General features: G+C 40.8%; 21 protein-coding genes and 1 pseudogene. 9 read left to right on the top strand and 13 right to left on the bottom strand.

The features are described from left to right. Nucleotides 1-10: 10 nt before the first annotated feature. Both WC407_RS06295 and WC407_RS06300 read left to right on the top strand, forming a co-directional pair. Complete coding sequence (locus WC407_RS06295) at nucleotides 11-283, top strand: hypothetical protein (protein ID WP_373021753.1); 273 nt, start codon at nucleotides 11-13, stop codon at nucleotides 281-283. Continuing rightward, nucleotides 274-954, top strand: coding sequence for a carbonic anhydrase (locus WC407_RS06300; protein ID WP_373021754.1), 681 nt, complete (start codon nucleotides 274-276; stop codon nucleotides 952-954). Before WC407_RS06295 ends, WC407_RS06300 begins: the two co-directional genes overlap by 10 nt. A gap of 13 nt (nucleotides 955-967) precedes the next feature. Here the strand turns inward: WC407_RS06300 and WC407_RS06305 are convergent, their stop codons facing one another. The 4 genes and pseudogenes from WC407_RS06305 to WC407_RS06320 all read right to left on the bottom strand — a co-directional run bounded on the left by WC407_RS06305 (nucleotide 968) and on the right by WC407_RS06320 (nucleotide 5,144). Then, on the bottom strand, nucleotides 968-3,022 hold the full coding sequence (locus WC407_RS06305) for an EAL domain-containing protein (protein ID WP_373021755.1): 2,055 nt from the start codon (nucleotides 3,020-3,022) through the stop codon (nucleotides 968-970). Between the two features lie 3 nt (nucleotides 3,023-3,025). Further along, nucleotides 3,026-3,403, bottom strand: coding sequence for a CZB domain-containing protein (locus WC407_RS06310; protein WP_373022064.1), 378 nt, complete (start codon nucleotides 3,401-3,403; stop codon nucleotides 3,026-3,028). Between the two features lie 54 nt (nucleotides 3,404-3,457). Then, a pseudogene (locus WC407_RS06315) lies at nucleotides 3,458-4,114 on the bottom strand (methyl-accepting chemotaxis protein); the annotation flags it as partial. 235 nt (nucleotides 4,115-4,349) lie between these two features. Continuing rightward, the gene (locus tag WC407_RS06320) at nucleotides 4,350-5,144 is read right to left on the bottom strand and encodes an MlaE family ABC transporter permease (RefSeq protein ID WP_373021756.1); all 795 of its coding nucleotides are present in this window, start codon (nucleotides 5,142-5,144) and stop codon (nucleotides 4,350-4,352) included. A gap of 102 nt (nucleotides 5,145-5,246) precedes the next feature. On the opposite strand from WC407_RS06320, the gene fliL reads away from it, so the two are divergent. From fliL to WC407_RS06335, 3 genes are read left to right on the top strand one after another with little or no spacing between them, the layout of a single operon-like run. Next, nucleotides 5,247-5,825 carry a flagellar basal body-associated protein FliL gene (fliL, locus tag WC407_RS06325; RefSeq protein ID WP_373021757.1) on the top strand — a complete coding sequence of 193 codons (579 nt, stop codon included), beginning with the start codon at nucleotides 5,247-5,249 and terminating at the stop codon, nucleotides 5,823-5,825. Then, nucleotides 5,822-6,178 (top strand): holo-ACP synthase, encoded by a 357-nt coding sequence (gene acpS / locus WC407_RS06330; RefSeq protein WP_373021758.1) that lies wholly within the window; start codon nucleotides 5,822-5,824, stop codon nucleotides 6,176-6,178. The genes fliL and acpS overlap by 4 nt, the downstream gene beginning before the upstream one ends. A 4-nt stretch (nucleotides 6,179-6,182) precedes the next feature. Then, complete coding sequence (locus tag WC407_RS06335; RefSeq protein WP_373021759.1) at nucleotides 6,183-6,458, top strand: hypothetical protein; 276 nt, start codon at nucleotides 6,183-6,185, stop codon at nucleotides 6,456-6,458. On the opposite strand, the gene WC407_RS06340 is transcribed toward WC407_RS06335, so the two are convergent. The 6 genes from WC407_RS06340 to WC407_RS06365 form a co-directional block, all read right to left on the bottom strand. Beyond that, a complete protein-coding gene (locus WC407_RS06340) occupies nucleotides 6,455-7,033 on the bottom strand; it encodes a superoxide dismutase (protein ID WP_373021760.1) in 579 nt (192 codons plus the stop codon). The genes WC407_RS06335 and WC407_RS06340 overlap by 4 nt on opposite strands. A 118-nt stretch (nucleotides 7,034-7,151) precedes the next feature. Then, complete coding sequence (gene thiS / locus WC407_RS06345; RefSeq protein WP_373021761.1) at nucleotides 7,152-7,352, bottom strand: sulfur carrier protein ThiS; 201 nt, start codon at nucleotides 7,350-7,352, stop codon at nucleotides 7,152-7,154. A gap of 1 nt (nucleotide 7,353) precedes the next feature. Then, on the bottom strand, nucleotides 7,354-7,875 hold the full coding sequence (locus WC407_RS06350; protein WP_373021762.1) for an ankyrin repeat domain-containing protein: 522 nt from the start codon (nucleotides 7,873-7,875) through the stop codon (nucleotides 7,354-7,356). A 3-nt stretch (nucleotides 7,876-7,878) separates the two neighbouring features. Continuing rightward, nucleotides 7,879-8,868, bottom strand: a complete 990-nt coding sequence (locus tag WC407_RS06355) for an SAM-dependent methyltransferase (RefSeq protein WP_373021763.1) — start codon at nucleotides 8,866-8,868, stop codon at nucleotides 7,879-7,881. An 8-nt stretch (nucleotides 8,869-8,876) separates the two neighbouring features. Continuing rightward, a complete protein-coding gene (locus WC407_RS06360) occupies nucleotides 8,877-10,052 on the bottom strand; it encodes an aspartate aminotransferase family protein (RefSeq protein ID WP_373021764.1) in 1,176 nt (391 codons plus the stop codon). Further along, a complete protein-coding gene (locus WC407_RS06365) occupies nucleotides 10,049-11,782 on the bottom strand; it encodes a molybdopterin-dependent oxidoreductase (RefSeq protein ID WP_373021765.1) in 1,734 nt (577 codons plus the stop codon). Before WC407_RS06365 ends, WC407_RS06360 begins: the two co-directional genes overlap by 4 nt. A gap of 426 nt (nucleotides 11,783-12,208) precedes the next feature. Between WC407_RS06365 and WC407_RS06370 the strand changes: the two genes are divergently transcribed. Beyond that, the gene (locus WC407_RS06370) at nucleotides 12,209-12,661 is read left to right on the top strand and encodes a hypothetical protein (RefSeq protein ID WP_373021766.1); all 453 of its coding nucleotides are present in this window, start codon (nucleotides 12,209-12,211) and stop codon (nucleotides 12,659-12,661) included. Nucleotides 12,662-12,964: 303 nt separating this feature from the next. Continuing rightward, nucleotides 12,965-13,960, top strand: a complete 996-nt coding sequence (locus tag WC407_RS06375; RefSeq protein WP_373021767.1) for a chemotaxis protein CheW — start codon at nucleotides 12,965-12,967, stop codon at nucleotides 13,958-13,960. A gap of 16 nt (nucleotides 13,961-13,976) precedes the next feature. On the opposite strand, the gene WC407_RS06380 is transcribed toward WC407_RS06375, so the two are convergent. Both WC407_RS06380 and WC407_RS06385 read right to left on the bottom strand, forming a co-directional pair. Beyond that, nucleotides 13,977-15,806, bottom strand: coding sequence for a biotin/lipoyl-containing protein (locus WC407_RS06380; RefSeq protein ID WP_373021768.1), 1,830 nt, complete (start codon nucleotides 15,804-15,806; stop codon nucleotides 13,977-13,979). Between the two features lie 13 nt (nucleotides 15,807-15,819). Then, nucleotides 15,820-16,128, bottom strand: a complete 309-nt coding sequence (locus WC407_RS06385; RefSeq protein WP_373021769.1) for a hypothetical protein — start codon at nucleotides 16,126-16,128, stop codon at nucleotides 15,820-15,822. 160 nt (nucleotides 16,129-16,288) lie between these two features. Here WC407_RS06385 and ppa point away from each other — a divergent pair, with 160 nt between their 5' ends. Together ppa and WC407_RS06395 are read left to right on the top strand one after the other, a co-directional pair. Further along, a complete protein-coding gene (gene ppa, locus WC407_RS06390; protein ID WP_373021770.1) occupies nucleotides 16,289-16,810 on the top strand; it encodes an inorganic diphosphatase in 522 nt (173 codons plus the stop codon). 6 nt (nucleotides 16,811-16,816) lie between these two features. Next, a complete protein-coding gene (locus tag WC407_RS06395) occupies nucleotides 16,817-17,107 on the top strand; it encodes a hypothetical protein (RefSeq protein WP_373021771.1) in 291 nt (96 codons plus the stop codon). Nucleotides 17,108-17,116: 9 nt separating this feature from the next. On the opposite strand, the gene WC407_RS06400 is transcribed toward WC407_RS06395, so the two are convergent. Further along, nucleotides 17,117-17,632: a hypothetical protein gene (locus WC407_RS06400; protein WP_373021772.1), complete on the bottom strand. Its 516-nt coding sequence runs from the start codon at nucleotides 17,630-17,632 to the stop codon at nucleotides 17,117-17,119. Nucleotides 17,633-17,817 lie beyond the last annotated feature (185 nt).

The following is a 17,817-nucleotide window of genomic DNA, read 5'->3' on the forward strand; positions in this document are numbered from 1 at the left end:
GGATCTATTCATGACTGAAAATACAATAATTGCAGATCATAAATCCGAAGAACGCTATTGTAAACTTTCTCTTGCCTATTCAACAGAAGAAGAGAAACACAAAATTGAAGAAGCTATTGATACCTGTAAAGCCGCATGCTCTCTTGAGCCGATTATCTACGGTGGAGATGTTACCGGCGGTAAAAAGATGATTACCATCGAGTACCATGATGATTGTGACCGCGAAGGTGGCGAAGTATTCGAACAAATCATGTGTCAGTTAGGGATCAAAGAGTGCCATTAAGAAACACTGCTCCGGGACAAAGCGTCCAACGGCTTAAAGATTTTGCCGCCGGAAATGAAACCTTTCAGCAAACCTATTTTAAAAAACATGAGACACAATTGCTCAATCTTGTTAAAGAGGGGCAAAATCCACGCGCTCTGTTTATCGGATGCTCCGATTCACGTGTCATCCCCGATTTGATCGTACAATCGTCTCCGGGTGACCTTTTTGTTGTCCGTAATGTAGGTAATTTCGTTGCTCCCTACAAGCCGGACGAAGATTTTCACTCCACTGCAGCGGGAATCGAATACGCGGTTTGGGTTTTAGAAGTTTCCGAAATCATTATTTGCGGACATTCCCATTGCGGCGCGATCGAAGCACTTTATAAAACATCGTGCGATACATCGATGATTCATACGGCTAAGTGGCTAACACTCGGGGAAAAAGCCAAATCGATGGCTACAGTCGCTCTTGGTGATGATGCACCAAAAGAAGAGCTGCTACGGGCTACCGAGCGTCTCTCAATTGTTACTCAGATCGAGAATCTTCTCACATACCCCTACGTTAAAAAACTGGTCGAGGCTGAAAAACTATTTATACACGGATGGTATTACGACATTGAAACCGGTGCAATCGAGTACTACGATCCCGATACCTATCAATTTCGCCCTCTTAGTGAGCTTGGGGAGTAACGATTCTGCAAGCTCATAGCGACAAAGAATCTACTGGCTTTCCAAAAAAGTAGCCTTGAAAGTATTTACATCCCATGACTTTCAGCTGTTCGTATTGCTCATGCGTTTCTACCCCCTCAGCAATTACATCCAATCCAAATTGCTGCCCGATTGAGATTATTGTCTGTACTATGATCCTATCATTCGGATCCTCTACCAGATCACGGATAAAGGATTGATCAATTTTAAGCTCATCAATCGGAAGTTTTTTCAAATACGAAAGGGATGAGTACCCTGTACCAAAATCATCAATAGATATGGTTAAGCCAATCTCCTTAAGACGATGTAGCTTTTCCAAAGCTTCCTTTGTATTCTTAATCACTAGCCCTTCTGTAATTTCAAGTCGAAGTTTATTTGGATTAATATCAAATTCTTCAATAAATGCTTCAACCATTGCTACAAATGTCTCTTTTTCGAATTGCTTGTAACTTACATTGACCGAAACACGCCAATTATTTTTTATAGGGTCACATTCCCACGACTGAATCTGTTTCATTGCTTCACGCAATATCCATTCACCCAAAGGGACGATTAATCCGCTCTCTTCAGCAATGGGGATAAAATGTCCCGGAGATATCATTCCCCTCTCCAGATCATTCCATCGAATCAATGCTTCAACTCCCACAACCATATTGTGTTCATCTACTTGGACCTGATTTTGGTAATGAAGTTCCATAGACTGTCGCTCTATAGCCATCCGTAATCGTTCGATCATATAGATTTTTTCTTCAACAATTGTTTGTAATATCGGATCAAAAAAGCTAAAAGTATTTCTTCCGCTATCCTTAGCACAATACATAGCACTGTCGGCATATTTCATTAAATCACCCAGCGTATATTCTTCTCCCAAAAATAAAGCGATTCCGGCACTCCCAGTCAACCGGAAGTCACTATTGTCAATCAAATAAGGCTTTTGTAATTCGTAAAGCAGTTTATTTGCAATTATTGCAATATCCGCAGATGCTCTTTTCTTGTCTGTTTCAAATGTATCGACCAAAACAACAAATTCATCACCACCCAAACGAGCTAATATGTCACTTTCTCGGATAACAGCTGAAATTCTTTTTGCTGCTTCAACCAAAACCATGTCACCCAACATGTGCCCTTTAGAGTCATTGACTGCTTTGAAATGATCCAGATCAATAAACAATAATGCACCATAGTATCCGCTTCGTTTACTTTTTTTAATGGAATCATCTAACTTTTCACAAAAATGCAACCGATTAGGGAGATTTGTCAATGAATCAAAGTGAGCAAGCTGTAAAATCTGAGCCTCTTTTGCCTTAATATGGGTGATATCCATAACAGCCGATACTCGAATAGATTTACCCGCTAAAACGATATCTCGTCCCCGAAGCAGTGCCGGAAATACACTTCCGTCTTTACGATGCATACTAGCTTCATACGGTTCTTGATCATTGTTTTGAATCACATTTCTCACATAATCCTTAGAATCAGGAGCGATAAACTCCAATGCATACCGACCAAGCATCTCTTCGTCGGTATATCCCAGTAATAAAGGGGCGACTTGATTGACACGCATACATCGTTTATCTTCATCAAAAATGATTAACCCCTCTATCGTTGCATCTATAAGTGCTTCAAAAGAACGTATTGCTTCTTCTCGCTCATCCGCTAGTTCATGTTCTAACCGTTTTTGATCTGTGATATCAATACCAATTTGAATTTTGGCCTTTCTCCCATTTTTCCATTGTATGATCCGATCATTAAAAAGATAATGCCGACCATTGAGAGAGTTGCAATTTTCCCATTCGAAATTAGCTCCGATCGGATGTAAAAGAGGATTATCCGTTTGATGAATAGGACAAAAAGTACATGGAATTATTTGATCTTTTTGCAGTTCCTGATAACACTTTTTTCCCTCAACGTTACCGAAAACTTCTCGACAGCGATCATTAATAAATAAAAGCTCATAGCTTTCCAAATCAATAACATAGACTAATGCACCGGTACTATTGACGATCATTTCCATCGTATCAAACGTATCTTCCAATACTCTTTTTTTCATACTTTAACGCTCACTAGGAAGCTTGTCTAGTAATACAAACAGTTCTTGACTGGCTGCTTCGGCTGATTTAAAATTCTGAATAATTTTTTCGGATTCCGTACATAAACCGGTTTTGATACACTGCACCGCTTCAATAATATTGCGATGTACCTCAGCATGCGGTCGCTCCATCGTCTTAAAGCTTTGTGTATGTCCAAATCGTTCTCTTCCGATCCCAGTATCGTACCATTTACCTAAGCGACACGATTTATGATCGGAGAATTGCGCGGTAGCATCCGTATGAAGTACTGAAATATAGGCATTCGTCTTAAATAACAAGTGGTCTAATTTAACCAATCCGACAAAAGTATTATCAAGCACATGGTCTATCGACGATGCCATAATTTCACCATCTTCGGCAAATGCTTGCAATGTTGATTCAAAATTGGTGGTTAATCTCTCAGATTCACGGGCAATCTTGGTCATATCCTCTGAAGATTCTTGAATATTAGAAGACTCTTGCTTTAAGGAGTTAATAGTAATCTCAACTTCTTTCGTCGCTTTCTGGGTCCGTTCGGCAAGCTTACGTACTTCATCGGCGACAACAGCAAATCCTCGCCCGTGTTCCCCTGCCCGTGCGGCCTCAATTGCAGCATTGAGTGCTAATAAATTTGTTTGATCAGCGATATCGTTAATAAGCATCATCAAAGAGGATACATCATTAATTCCGCTTGACAATCTATGAACCCCTTCATTCGATGCACAGATCGATTCCATTAACTTTTGTAAGTTAACAGATATGTCTAAAATGCTCTCACGAGAACCTAATGAGGATGTTTTAGAATGCAATTGCATTTTATGCAAATTCTCGATACTGCCGGAAAAATCTTTTTGGATGATCGCAACATTCGTTGTACAGCTGCCTAACAAAAGATCAATAAGAATTTCTTTTAAAGAAGACTCTTTTAAAGATTTTTCTTCCTCGGACATCTTTTGTTTTAATAAACGATTAGCTTCCTCTAAATCATCTATTTTTTTTATGAATATCTCTTTTTCTTTTTCAAGTCCCACAATATTAACTTTGAGTTCAGCCACTTTTCTTCCCCAGAACATCACAAACCACCCAGCAATCTAATTAAATAGATTATTTTTTATTAGATATACATTACAAGCAATAATATTTGGCAAATACTATAGAAACAAAGCAAACAATTGTTTTATTTTATGATTAAAATAAGTAAGATGCATAAAATGAGTAGAAAATACACAAATAAAAAATAAATGAGATAAAAATGAGATAAAATAATACTGAAAGAGGAGATTTGGATTATCTTAGCGTGCTTTTTTTTTACCAATCCAAATACAAAAAGAGCGATGAGAGAAAGTAGTTCGCTACAAAAATTGCAACAGCCGAATAGACAACCGCGTAAATCGTCGATTGTCCTACTCCGCGAGCACCTCCACTCGTGTGATACCCGATATAACTTCCGATTGAACTCACAATAAATCCAAAAAACGCTGCCTTGATAACCCCGGTCATAATATCATCAAATTCACCAAGACGCATCAGGGTTTCTTGATAAGCGATGGGATTAATCCCAAGAACATGTGTCGAAATCATATAGGCAGATCCTACCGCAATAAAGTCGAACCATATTACCAACAGAGGCAAAGAGATCACCGTAGCAACAATGCGAGGGGTAATAAGATACTCTTTGGAATTGACCCCTAAAATATCAATAGCATCAATCTGTTCAGAAACACGCATAGTACCGAGTTCTGCGGCCATTGCACTGATAGAACGTGAGATAAGCATCAATGAGGCAAAGACCGGCCCCAGTTCTTTGGTTATGGAGAGAAAAATGGTATAGCCTATAAAACTTTCAATACCAAATTGATGGAATCCGCTGTAAAGCTGAATTGCTTCTACCATCCCCGTAAAAAGCGCCGTCAAGGTAACAACACCCATACACCCAAGACCGATCACTTCAATTTGGGTCAGAACTATCTTTGGACGTTTAAAAACTTGGGGATAGAGCCGAAATAGATGGGATTGGAATAATAAAAAAAGACCGAATTTTTCAATACTTGCAAACATAGTGAGAAACGGACGACCAATAGCACCAAATAATCTCTCAACCATATACCGTTCCTCATTTTAATCTTCTAAGTTTACTCAAAACAAACCAAATTTCAAAGGTTTCAAGATACAATAAACAATTATTTTTACGTGAAGGAGCAATGGATGGCTGAAAAAGAAAAAGAACACCACGACGAAGCAACCCCAGAGGGTGGTGAAAAGAAAAAATCGGGGAATATGCTTCTTATCATCATAATCGTTGTTTTAGTTTTGGTTTTAGTCATCGGCGGTGTTGTAGCGGCACTCATGATGGGAAATCATGATGCCGAAGCAGAAGCCGGCAATGGAGCCAAAAAAGAGGCTTCCGCAGGCGGTGCAGAGAAAGCTGCTAAAGGGGATTCATCCGGAGGGGAAGCACATGCTTCTGAAGGGGGAACAGAGGTAGGACTTATGTTCCCGCTTGAACCATTTACCGTCAATCTCTTGTCTGAGAGCGGCCGCCGTTATCTCAAAGTTGAAATGAACTTAGAAATGGAAGGTGAAGAGCTTAGCCCTGAGTTGGAAGAGAAGAAACCGATATTCCGCGATATTATCATCCGACAACTCTCCTCAAAATCGCTTGAAGAGATTTCTACCCTTAAAGGGAAAGAGTCATTGAAAGAGGGGATTGTTAATGAGCTTAATACCCGTCTAAAAGACGGTAAAGTCAAAAATGTCTACTTCACCGACTTTGTGGTGCAATGATCGGAATCGACTTAATTAAAATCGATCGGATGAAGCGTCTCATAGAGCGTTTCGGTGATCGTGGCCTGCACAAATTTTTATCCGAAGATGAGATTTTACTCATTAAAACGCCTCGCAATGCTGCAGGATTTTGGGCGGCCAAAGAGGCATGCGCCAAAGCCCTAGGTTGCGGCATCAGCAGTGAATGCGGATTCCACGATATACGCCTCACTAAAACTCCAAAAGGGGCACCGAGAATCACACTATCTCCGCATGTCATCGAAACATTCGGCGTTACTGGTATGTCGGTATCTATCACCCATGATGGAGAATATGCTATCGCCGTCGTAGCAATAGAACACTTAAAAAGGTAACATCTTGGAACTTATCAGTATTCAAAAATACGCAGCAAAAAATCGTCTCAGTATTCACACCGTCATCAAAAAAACTATGAACGGTGAACTCCCGACTCATCTGCAAGAAGAAAATGGTAAAGAGGTCACTTATATCATTTTATCAAAATCAAAACAGCCTCTTTCACCTACAGCTCAGAGTGATGAAATTGATTATAAAAAAGAGTATGAATCACTTCATAAAGAATATCTTATCCTAAAGACTAAATACGAAAAACTTCTTCAACTCCAACACAGCTAGCGCTTGAGATTTGCGGAGACAAACTCCCAATTGATTACTTTCCACCAATTTTCAAGGTAATTCGGACGCATATTTCGGTAATCAATATAGTATGCGTGTTCCCACACGTCACACGTCAATAACGGTTTTTCTCCATGCCGCATCGGGGTATCTGCATTGGATGTCGCAGTGATCTTGAGTTTACCCTCTTCGCTCAGTACAAGCCATATCCATCCCGAACCGAAATATCCTGCAGCCGCTGCGATAAAAGCCTGTTTAAAAAGATCCATCGATCCAAAATCACGCTCTATTACTGTGGACAGCTCATCCGATGGATGGCTCTGAACACCGCTCAATCCTCTCCAATAAAAATCATGATTATAGACTTGTGCGGCATTATTGAAAATAGCATCTTTGGCATCTAAAATAATCTCTTCTAACGACATATCTGCATACGCGGTCCCCTCTATGAGAGCATTGAGTTTATTAACGTAGGCGGCATGATGCTTACCGTAATGGTAGGAAAGTGTTTCAGAAGAGATATAAGGTTCCAGTGCAGACTGCGCATAGGGAAGTGCCATGAGTTCATGTTTCATTGTAATACTCCTAACAAAGAAAGTCTTGTCAACTATAATAACTCATAATAATAAAATAGTATAAAAAAATATCTGAATGGAATTTTATCTCAGGAGATGTTCAGACTCAGAGAGAAGTTCATCCGCCACCGACAAAATCGAGGAGTTCTATCGTATCACCTTCATTCAATACTGCATTGCCCCATGCGTCTTGTTTAACGATCTCCATATTAAGCGCTGCCGCCATAACACGCTCTTCCAATCCCAAAGATCGAATGAGATCAAGCAGCGTTGATCCCTCTTCGAATTCTCGTATTTCTCCGTTTACTTTGAGCTGCATACTATTTCCCCATCATATAAAGTTTTATCATTTGGGCTACAATCAGATTTTTCTTTGCCATGGCAAAATCATACGGTGTCGCTCCGTCATTATTTCGCGCTTGTGTATCAGCCTTAGCTTTAAGCAAAAAGTCGGCCACCTCTTCGTTACCGCTAAATGCCGCCTGATGCAAAGGGCTGATCCCATCCTTATTAGCAAGATTCACATCCGCACCGTGAAGAACGACAAACGTAACGAGCTCGATATTTTTTTTCTTAACAGCCAAGATAAGCGGAGTATTGCCCTGCAAATCCTGTGCATTGATATCGGCTCCCTTATCCAATAGGAGCTGTGCAATTTTCAAATCTCCCATCTTGATCGCAACATGCAATGCGCTCAGTCCCGCTTCATTTTGCTCATCGACATTAGGGTGAGTTTGGATGTAACTTTGGATTTTTTCGATATTCCCCTCATACGTCGCTTCATGTAAAACTCCTCCGAAAGCCATCACACAGTAGCACCCTAAAATAACTATCCCTCTCATCTCTTATTCCTTAACAAACCGAATCATTTTAAACCGTTCCCCCATTAATGATGGGGTGATCAATATTTTCACTTTTTCAAGTTCTTGGGCATAAATTTCATCCCCTGCATGTTCTTTGAGTATTGCCAAAAGGTCCAAAATCCCCATTTCTACCAATGCCACTAGCTGAGTAGCATATTGGACACATTGTACTCCCTGAGCTTCGTATGCCTCTTTGACGTGGGTAAAATTAACGTCATAGGTAATATCGCACTTTCCGTAAGCCTCTTCAAGCTTTAAATTTTCATCAAAAAGAGGATACACCTGATGATTTTGATATACACGAATCGAAAAATCACTCCGTGCTTCAAGCTCTCCGTAATCAAAACTCATAAATTCAAATTTCTTGGATGTTTGTGCCATCGCTTCTGCAAACGATTCATATCCGGTCGCTATTTCTCCGCGATCTTGCTTGTATTTTCCGGCTAATGCACTAATTGCCGGAGATTCGACATCAAAGATCACTTTATGATTTTCTACGCGCCCGATTTTCCCTTTATAAAGCAGTTCACATCCGAATGCATCAAAAATTTCGTTTGCAATAAAAAACACACATTTCTCATCCAACTCGGAAAGATCACTGTAATGTTCCAAGCATACAGCATTGCCGAACGATTCATCAAAATAGTTTTGCTGTGCCTCTCGCAGTGCACCGAAACGCTCTACGATCCCAAAACGAAGAGTTTGAAGTAACGCCGGACGGAGTGTATGAATAAATTCGATGATATCGGCAAGAAGATATCCGTGATGGGCACCAATTTCACAGATCAGTGCATCGGGTGTTAAAAAACCCTCATCGATACGGGCAAGAATATGCTTTGCAATGGTCCCTCCGAAAAATTTGGAGGTACTGACCGCCGTATAGAAGTCCCCTTTTTTGCCAATGGGATGATAAGAGGCATAATAGCCCTCCGCTCCATAGAGCCAATCGTTCATATAGTGACTAAAATGCACAGGTTCCCTTATAGCGTCGCCATCGCTTTTTCCAAGCGTGCAAACCCCTCATCAATGTCGGCTTTCGTAATCGTAAGCGGAGGGAGGAAGCGGAGGGTATTACGCCCTGCTTTGAGGACAATTACCCCTTCTTCGCGTGCGGCATTAATAATCTTACCCAACGTATCACCATCCACAACACGTAAACCGCGCATCATCCCCAGCCCTACATGCTCCAAAAAGATTGCCGGATGAGACAATGCGAACTTAGCTAATGAGGTTTCAAAATAGAGAAGATGTTCATCCAAGGCACCGCTTTGTTTTAACTCTTCGAGAATATCAAGGACTTCATTTGCCGCAGCGGTTGAAAGATAATTCCCGCCAAATGTCGATCCGTGATCACCGGGAGCAAATATATCTTTTTTGCTTGTCATCACCACACCGATCGGAACACCGCCGCCAAGCCCTTTTGCCAACGTAATGACATCCGGTTCAATGCCGTACAGATTAGAGGCTAAAAATTCTCCCGTACGATAAATTCCCGTTTGAACTTCATCGATCATCAACAATACATCGCGGGATTTTAGCAGTGCAGCTAACGCTTGCACTTTGACACGATCCTGTGGCTGAACTCCCCCCTCCCCTTGAACGAGTTCGATCATCACCGCAATCGTATGTTCATCGATCAGGGATTCAATCTCATCGATATTTTTGGCGTACACAAATCCATCCGGAAACGGTCCGAAATAGTTATGCATCGACTCTTGTCCCGTTGCTTTGAGTGCGGTTATCGTTCGCCCGTGAAAAGAGTGATCGAGTGTAATAATTTTATAACGCTTCGGTTCTCCCTCAACCTCTCCGTATTTGCGAGCAATTTTAATTGCCCCCTCATTCGCTTCAGCACCGCTGTTACCGAAAAAACATTTCATATCATAACCGCTGAGTTCTACAATTTTTTTAGCGCATTCAGCCTGCGGCTCGATGTAATAAAGATTAGAGACATGAATCACTTTAGAGACTTGATCACAAATCGCTTTCGTTAAGCGCTCATTTGCGTGACCTACACTGCACACAGCTATACCGGCAGCAAAATCAATATACTCTTTCCCCTCACTGTCCCATAAAAGGGCATTTTTCCCCTTGGTAAAACTCACATTTTGACGTCCATACGTCGGTAATACATAATTTTCAAAATTTTTTGTCATTTTTTTGTTACCTTTAATTTAAATTCCTGATAAACAGCGCTATCACCCTCATAACTCAATATACTTGGGGTCAAATTATTGACTCCCGGTGTCCCTGAATAAATGAGGATACAATCGCACCTTAACCTCTCATCCCATCGTACTTCCATCTCCACCGAACCGCTTGGTGAGGATAGTACGACCTCTTCCCCCTCTGCAAAACCGCATGAAGGGTGGATATAGGCTCCGTAAGGGCGCCTGAACTGTGAATTGAGCGATTTCGGATATTTTGCGCTAATAAGAAAAAAATCTCCGTCCGCATCAATATTCAGATCAATCTCATCAATAAATTCAAACTCTCCCGTATCCGTCATAAACCCCTCTTTATACGGAAGTGTTGGGCGATTGCGGCGATATCCGATACCTTCTATCATTTCAATCTGTGATTCCAAAAACTCCAATGCCTCTCGTTCGGAGGAAATAGGCTTTTTAAAATGTTCACATAAATACGCCGCAAGCTCATATTCGCTTATTCCGACATCACTCTCCCGAATTTGCGGCATCAACTGCATCGTATAATCCCCGTACGAACTGCGGATATCGTTTTTTTCCGTAAAAATTTTTGCCGGAATAACCAAATCTGCCGCCTTTGATGTCTCATTTTCATGCAGTCCGAAATAAATACTAAATCCTGTTCTAGCAAACTCTGATCTAATTTTAGCGGAATTCGGCAATTGAGCCAACGGATTTCCCCCTTGAATAAATACACACCCATAACGGGAAAAATCGACTGTCGGTTTCGGAACACGTTTAGAGATGGTATTAAACGGTAATTCAATACCGGATAATGAATCCCCCAGATAACTCACGCCGCTTCCGATTTTACCGAATAACCCTAAGATTGCCCCAAATCCATCAATGGCGCGAAGAGCATCTGAGCCGTTACGGTATTTTTGAACCCCTACCCCGACCATAATCGCAGTCTTTTTCCCCTTAATCATCTCCAATACCGCTCCGATTTCTCCCAGCGATACATCAATCATATCCAGTGTCGCTTTGATCCGAACCGTCTGTGTCAACTCGTAAAAATCGTTATAACCGCTTCCTAAAGCCTCTAAAAAGTCGGTATCATGCAGCCCTTCGATGATCGCAAAACGGCTCAAAAGCAATGCCAAATGTAGATCGCAATGAGGTTTAATCTGTATATACACATCAGCTTGTTCGGCCATTTTAGTCTTAATCGGATCGATAACAATAATTTGTTTTCCACTCAGAAAAGGGAGGAGATGCGAATGGGTGACATGGGGATTCCGACCCCAAAAAATGATCACTTCCGATTCTGCAAGCATTTGCGGAGCTAAGACATAATTGACTCCTCTCCCAAGCAAAACTCCCGCTTCACCCGCTCCATCGCATAACGATCCGTGTGTCCCGACAGCATCTATTTCTGCAAAAAAATGCTCAACACTGCGTTGCATAATACCGACATTTCCGCTGCCGCGATAATAGAGTGTTTCTTTACTGCTGTTCAAAGCATCATTCAGGAGAGTCAACGCTTCCTCCATCGTAATTGGAAGCCCTTTGTACGTTGGTTCCAAAAGTCGCGGTGTTGATTTATAATGATTAAGATGAGGGCATAAAAACCCCTGCGTTATAGGGTGTTCTTTATCTCCTCGAAAACGACCGCTATTATCCACGCTAATGCGACATGCATCATAGCAATCTAAAGGACACGCCGTGATTTGATTCATTAATACTCTGCTCAACTTTCATTTAACGCTTTTGGTCGTATTTTACAGTCCACACCCTTTAGAATTTAGTAAAAAAACTCGCTGATTAGGATATGATTAAGGAACATCTAATATTGTAACTAATCCCCACAATACGGGGCTTTCAAATCACCTATTATAGGGTACTTAGTCGGTCGTTGACAATTAAAAATCGACAAGTATGGCAACGGTTGCCACGAAAGTTGCCACATGCTTTTTTATAAAATCACTTTCAAACAACTCTCTTTACCTATATTTTTGAACAATTTTACCAATGCTATCCTCCTATACCTGCATATTTGAATATCTCCTTTAATCAATAAACTATCTTAGTTAATAAACGCATAAGTAAAATCTAAATAAAATGCAATATTAACTAATTTTTAAAGTTAGTAGAAAGGGATATCAATGAATAAACATATGGTTGTGAGTACACTATTGTTGGCTAGTATAGTTAGTGTATTTAGTGGATGCGCGAAATCAGTAACATGTCGAGCTCCAGATAATTCTGAGATCCGAGTATCTGTATTAGAAGATAGTCTTGATCCAACAATAATTACATACCGTTGGAACCCTTTTATTGGAGGTTGGTTCACTGGCGATGTTACATCTGGCAAATCGTTATTAAATGATACAAATGTAATAACTGCAAATATGACTGCACCCGCTCCATTTACAATTTTTGGAGCAAAAAGAATCACACTAAATGGTGATAACGATACCGTTTATCTAGGAGAAGATTCTTACACATGTAATAATGACCTTTCAGTTTTGACAACGCTAATACAAAAAATAAATCGCGCATCTACTGATGATAGCTTAAGAGGTTTAAAAGCTTTAAAAGATAGCAGAAAATATTGATACAGTAAGTGTCACACTTCATCATAATTAAAGTCTCAAAAATAGCTTGAAATGCTAAACATAAGTATTTCAAGTAACCTAAAAGAGGTACAAAGTCAGTTACTGGCAAACTGAAAATGTACTAATATAGCAGCTTTCTTCTTTTTTTAAATACTATGCATAAGCTAATCCGAATTCAAAAAATATCGTAAATACCGTCTTTATCATGAAACTGTGACAGAAATACTATACATTATTAACACCTTATAGTAACCATGATATAAAAAATATCCCAAAATATGCGTAAAATTGGGGTTTTTGGATATGATTAAGGAATACAAATATTTTGAGGTTATTATGTCCCTTTTGGAAAATGTCGATTCCGCCACAAATCTTGCAAAAAACAATGAAGTTCAGCTATTGGTTTTTAAAATCGATGCTGCCGAAGAATCCCCTTATTATGCGATCAATGTTTTTAAAACGCGCGAAGTGGTTGAAGCAAAACGGCATCATCTCACCCTAATTCCCGGCACTCATCCGCTTTTAGAAGGGACAATCGTACTCCGAGAACTCCAAATCCCTATCCTTAATCTTCCGCGATGGCTTGGGGTTGAACTGGATGAGAAAAAGAAAAAGTTATCCAATCTTTTAATCTGCGATTTCAACGGCATTATCATCGGAATTCGGATTATGTTCGCATACCGTGTTGTGAAGAAAAATTGGAATGAGATGCATGCACCCGATTCGTATAGCATTGGGGATGAGGGATTGGTTATCAATGATACCCGCCTTGATGACGGAAGCCTCTGTTTAGTTCTCGATTATGAAAAACTCTTAGCCGATGTCATTCCTCAAGCTATGGTTAATATAACTCACTCCACAGACGCACTGAAAAATCTCCGCCTTCCGGATAAACTTAAAAACGGTGTCGTACTCATCGCCGAAGACTCTAAAACAGCGCAACGTCATCTACGCCAAATATTTGAACACGCTCAAATTGCATTTCAAATGTTCAACAACGGTAAAGACTTGGTTGATTTTATCGCGAAACATCCCAATCCGGCTTCCATTCCGGCTATTATTACCGATATCGAAATGCCCGAGATGTCAGGTTTTACCGTTCTACAGCGTTTAAAAGGCAATCCTCTTACCAAAGCAATTCCGATTATTGTGAACAGCTCTATGACAGGAGATAATAATAAACGCGAAGCAGCAGGATTAGGAGCAGATGGCTTTATCGATAAAACAAAAAGCGAAAATATTTTACCGTTGATTATTCAAAAAATGGAAGAAGCCGAGCAGAATTTACTCCCTCACTAAGAGGGAGTTCATTTAATTATTCAACAACCGCTAACGCTTGTCCTACTTCAACTTTATCATTTGGCTGTACCAGAATTGATGTTACTTTTCCTGCGCGCGGTGCAACCACATCAATTTCCATCTTCATGGCTTCAAGAATCATGATCTTATCACCGGCATTTACCGAAGAGCCTACTTCCGCTACGATTTTAAATACGTTAGCCGGAAGCTCTGCACAAATTGCATTCGCGTTTGCTGCCGGAGCGGCTGCTACTACCGGAGCAGCTACTGCTGCAGGTGCCGCAGCTACGGCTACAGGCGCTGCTTGTTGAACACTGGCGTTTCCACCGATGATTTGTACATTGTATTGTTGTCCGTCTACTACTACTGTGTAAGATCCGTTTGCCATAAATTGATTCTCCTCTAATGTGATTGTTGGTAATTTTGTTTCCGATTTTGGGGCGTTTTTGCGAACATTAACCGTCGCTTCCCCTTTTAAAAATGCAATACCTTTAACGTCGCATGATGCCGCGATAAAAATGTTTTCATCCGTTGCTTCAATGCCTTCTTGTTCAAGACGTGCAGTCCAATAGGCGATTGACTTCGTTTCGTCACGATCGGCAATATCGATCGCATTTTCAGTCGTCGGTTCAAGTTTTAACTGCTCTGCGGCAATATGAACAATTTCGGCATCCGGAGCCGTCGGAGTCTTACCGAAATAGCCCAATACCATTTTGCCATAACCCGGAGCAATTTTTTTCCATGGCCCCATCAACGCATTGTTAAGGGCTTGCTGGAAGTAAAATTGTGAAACCGGAGTAACGGAGGTACCGTATCCCCCTTTTTCAACCACTTCGCGCATCGCACGAATAACTTCCGGATAGCGATCCAACATATTGTTGTCACGCATCATTTGGGTATTAGCCGTCAATGCGCCTCCCGGCATAGGAGAAAATGGAATTAACGGTGAAACTTGTGTCGCTTCAGGCGGGATAAAATAGTCGCTCAAACAATCTTGAAGGGTATCTTCATATTTCAAGATTTTCTCTAATTCTAATCCACCGAGATCGAAATTCTTACCCTTGACCGCATGAAGCATTGTCAAAATATCAGGCTGAGAGGTACCGCCGCTCACAGGGCAAGCAGCCATATCGATACCATCAACTCCGGCTTCGAGTGCTGCAAGATAACACGCAACACTTACCCCTGCCGTTTCATGCGTATGGAGTCGTAAGTGGGTCCCCTCAGGAACCAAACGACGTGCCATTTGAATCGTCTCATACACTTTTTGAGGACTGGATGTTCCGCTTGCATCTTTAAAACAGATGGAATCGTACGGAATACCGGAATCCAAAATGTCTCGTAATGTTTTTTCATAAAATGCTACGTCATGCGCACCGACACAACCCGGAGGAAGATCCATCATCGTAACCACGACTTCGTGCTTTAAACCATGAAATGCAATTCGTTCACCTGAGTATTTTAGGTTTTCGACATCATTAAGTGCATCGAAATTACGAATCGTCGTTGTGCCGTGTTTTTTAAACATTTTGGCATGAAGATCGACCATTTCACGGCTTCCCGTGTCAAGCATAACGGTATTCACCCCGCGAGCAAGCGTTTGAAGATTTGCATCCGGTCCTACGATGGCACGGAATCGGTCCATCATATCAAATGCATTTTCATTTAAATAGAAAAAAAGGCTTTGAAAACGTGCCCCTCCTCCAAATTCAAAATGCCGGATTCCCGCTTCTTTGGCCGCTTCTACCGCAGGGAAAAAATCTTCCATGAGTACTCGTCCGCCAAAAACTGACTGGAACCCGTCACGAAAGGTAGTATCCATCACATCGATGTATTTTTTTGCCATTTACGTGTAACCCTTACTTCTTTAGATTATTATGGTGGTGTATTGCCGCGATTACGGCAGCTACACCGAGCATCCCACCGTTTTGAGCATTCTCAAGTTCATGGTGGTGTAGTGCAGCCGCTATTGCCGCTACTTTTGCTCTTACGTCGTCATTTTCCTGAGCGTGGTGATGAAGTGCCGCAGCAATTGCTGCTACTTTGGCACCCTCATGACGCTGAGACGATTGCGTGTCGGAAGCTCTTACGGCACCCTCATGAGATTCCGGGAGATTCTTGGATTGAAACATTGAAAAATATTTCATTACTTTGGTCAGTAATTCCACTTCTTGCTATCCCCTGTTTAATTTGCACGCGTAATCTTTACACGATGCGTGATTCTAGTATAAAGTTCATTAAAAAAGATTTACTGCATCCTCTTTCAATGAACCTTTTAGGTTCTTTCGTTACAATCCGCCTCATTATTTTATACACGAGGGGTATCTTATGGATCTAAGCAAAATCGGCTACGGCGAAAATCCCGATAAAGTCAAAGCAATTATTGAAATTGCATGCGGTTCAAACATCAAATACGAAGTTGAAAAAGAGAGCGGTGCTTTGGTACTTGACCGTGTTATGCACTCGGCGATGTACTATCCGGCGAACTACGGCTTTGTAAATAAAACCCTTTCACAAGACGGCGATCCGGCGGATATCTTAATTCTTACCGAATATCCTATGGTAGAGGGTTGTGTAACCAACTGTCGTTTAGTCGGTGTTTTGATTATGGAAGACGAAAGCGGTATCGATGAAAAACTTCTTGCTGTTCCGACATCTAAAATTGACCCTACCTTTGAAGAGATTCAAGATCTTGGTGACATTCCTAAACATACTTTAGCGAAAATCAAAAACTTCTTCGAAACCTATAAAATGTTAGAACCTAATAAATGGGTAAAAGTAAAAGGATTTGAAGACAAAGCATCCGCAACCAAAATCCTTGAAGACGCTATCAAAAACTATAAAGAGTAATGAGTGATGATGGATCTATCAACGCAAGATATTTTTGCCTATGCTATATTCGGGTTGATCTTAAACTTTGTCTTTTCGATCGCCTTTGGCCTCTATCTGAGCAAAAACATCGGTGTTGAAGATATGATCCTCACCAAAGGGGAGAAAGAACAACCTTGGTGGATGGGTCTTTCCCTCGCGGTTCCTTTTGCCAAAATGGCGATTACCCTTTATCGGGTCGCTATTTTGCAAATCTACTTTCTGGATCAGGGAAAAAGTCATAAAGAGTTTTGGATTTATCTCACCAGCGACGATTAATCTCTCTGCTCATTTTTCTTCTTTAATACAAAATTTTCGTATCAAGGTTCCGTGCAATCCTGTTGCATGCGTTTCTGAACCTTTTTGGGCATTCTTCAGCCTTATATTCCACTCTACATTATCAAACTTCGGATCAACAATCGCGATACCGTTGCTAAGCAACATTTCACTGTAGGTTTCCAAGCCGTTTGCATAGAGCACGCACCCCCCTTTTATCTGCTCAAAGTGGTACGATTGAGAGATAATTAAATGCTCTTTTGCAAACGCTTTATCATGAGGAGAAGAGCGATACAAGGATTCAATTCTACTCGAGCACTCTTGCGGATTCACGGCTGCGCTCATCATATTTTCCAAAGGTATAATGCCAAACGGTTTGCACACTATAGGTTTACTGTTATACAAAAGATTGACCTTTGCATTATTCTCTATTGAGCTTAATATCCCTATCGAAATTTCACCGTATAACGGCATAATAATAAATGCAAGTCCGATCAACTTAAGAAAATATGTTTCTTTTTTACTCACAGAGTGTTTTTTGACCGATTTTTTTTCTATTTTTTGCCAATTTTGCAGCCTCAACCTTAAAGTAACAGGTGCATTTATAATATATTTTAACATTTTAAATCCATTATATCTTCTAATCTTAATGTACTCTACCCCTGCCTCATGGTAGCTCACACCGCTTTTCTATTACTTTTTCTTAACTGATT

It is taken from the genome of Sulfuricurvum sp. (genome assembly GCF_041651515.1).
In the GTDB taxonomy this organism is placed as follows: Bacteria; Campylobacterota; Campylobacteria; order Campylobacterales; family Sulfurimonadaceae; genus Sulfuricurvum.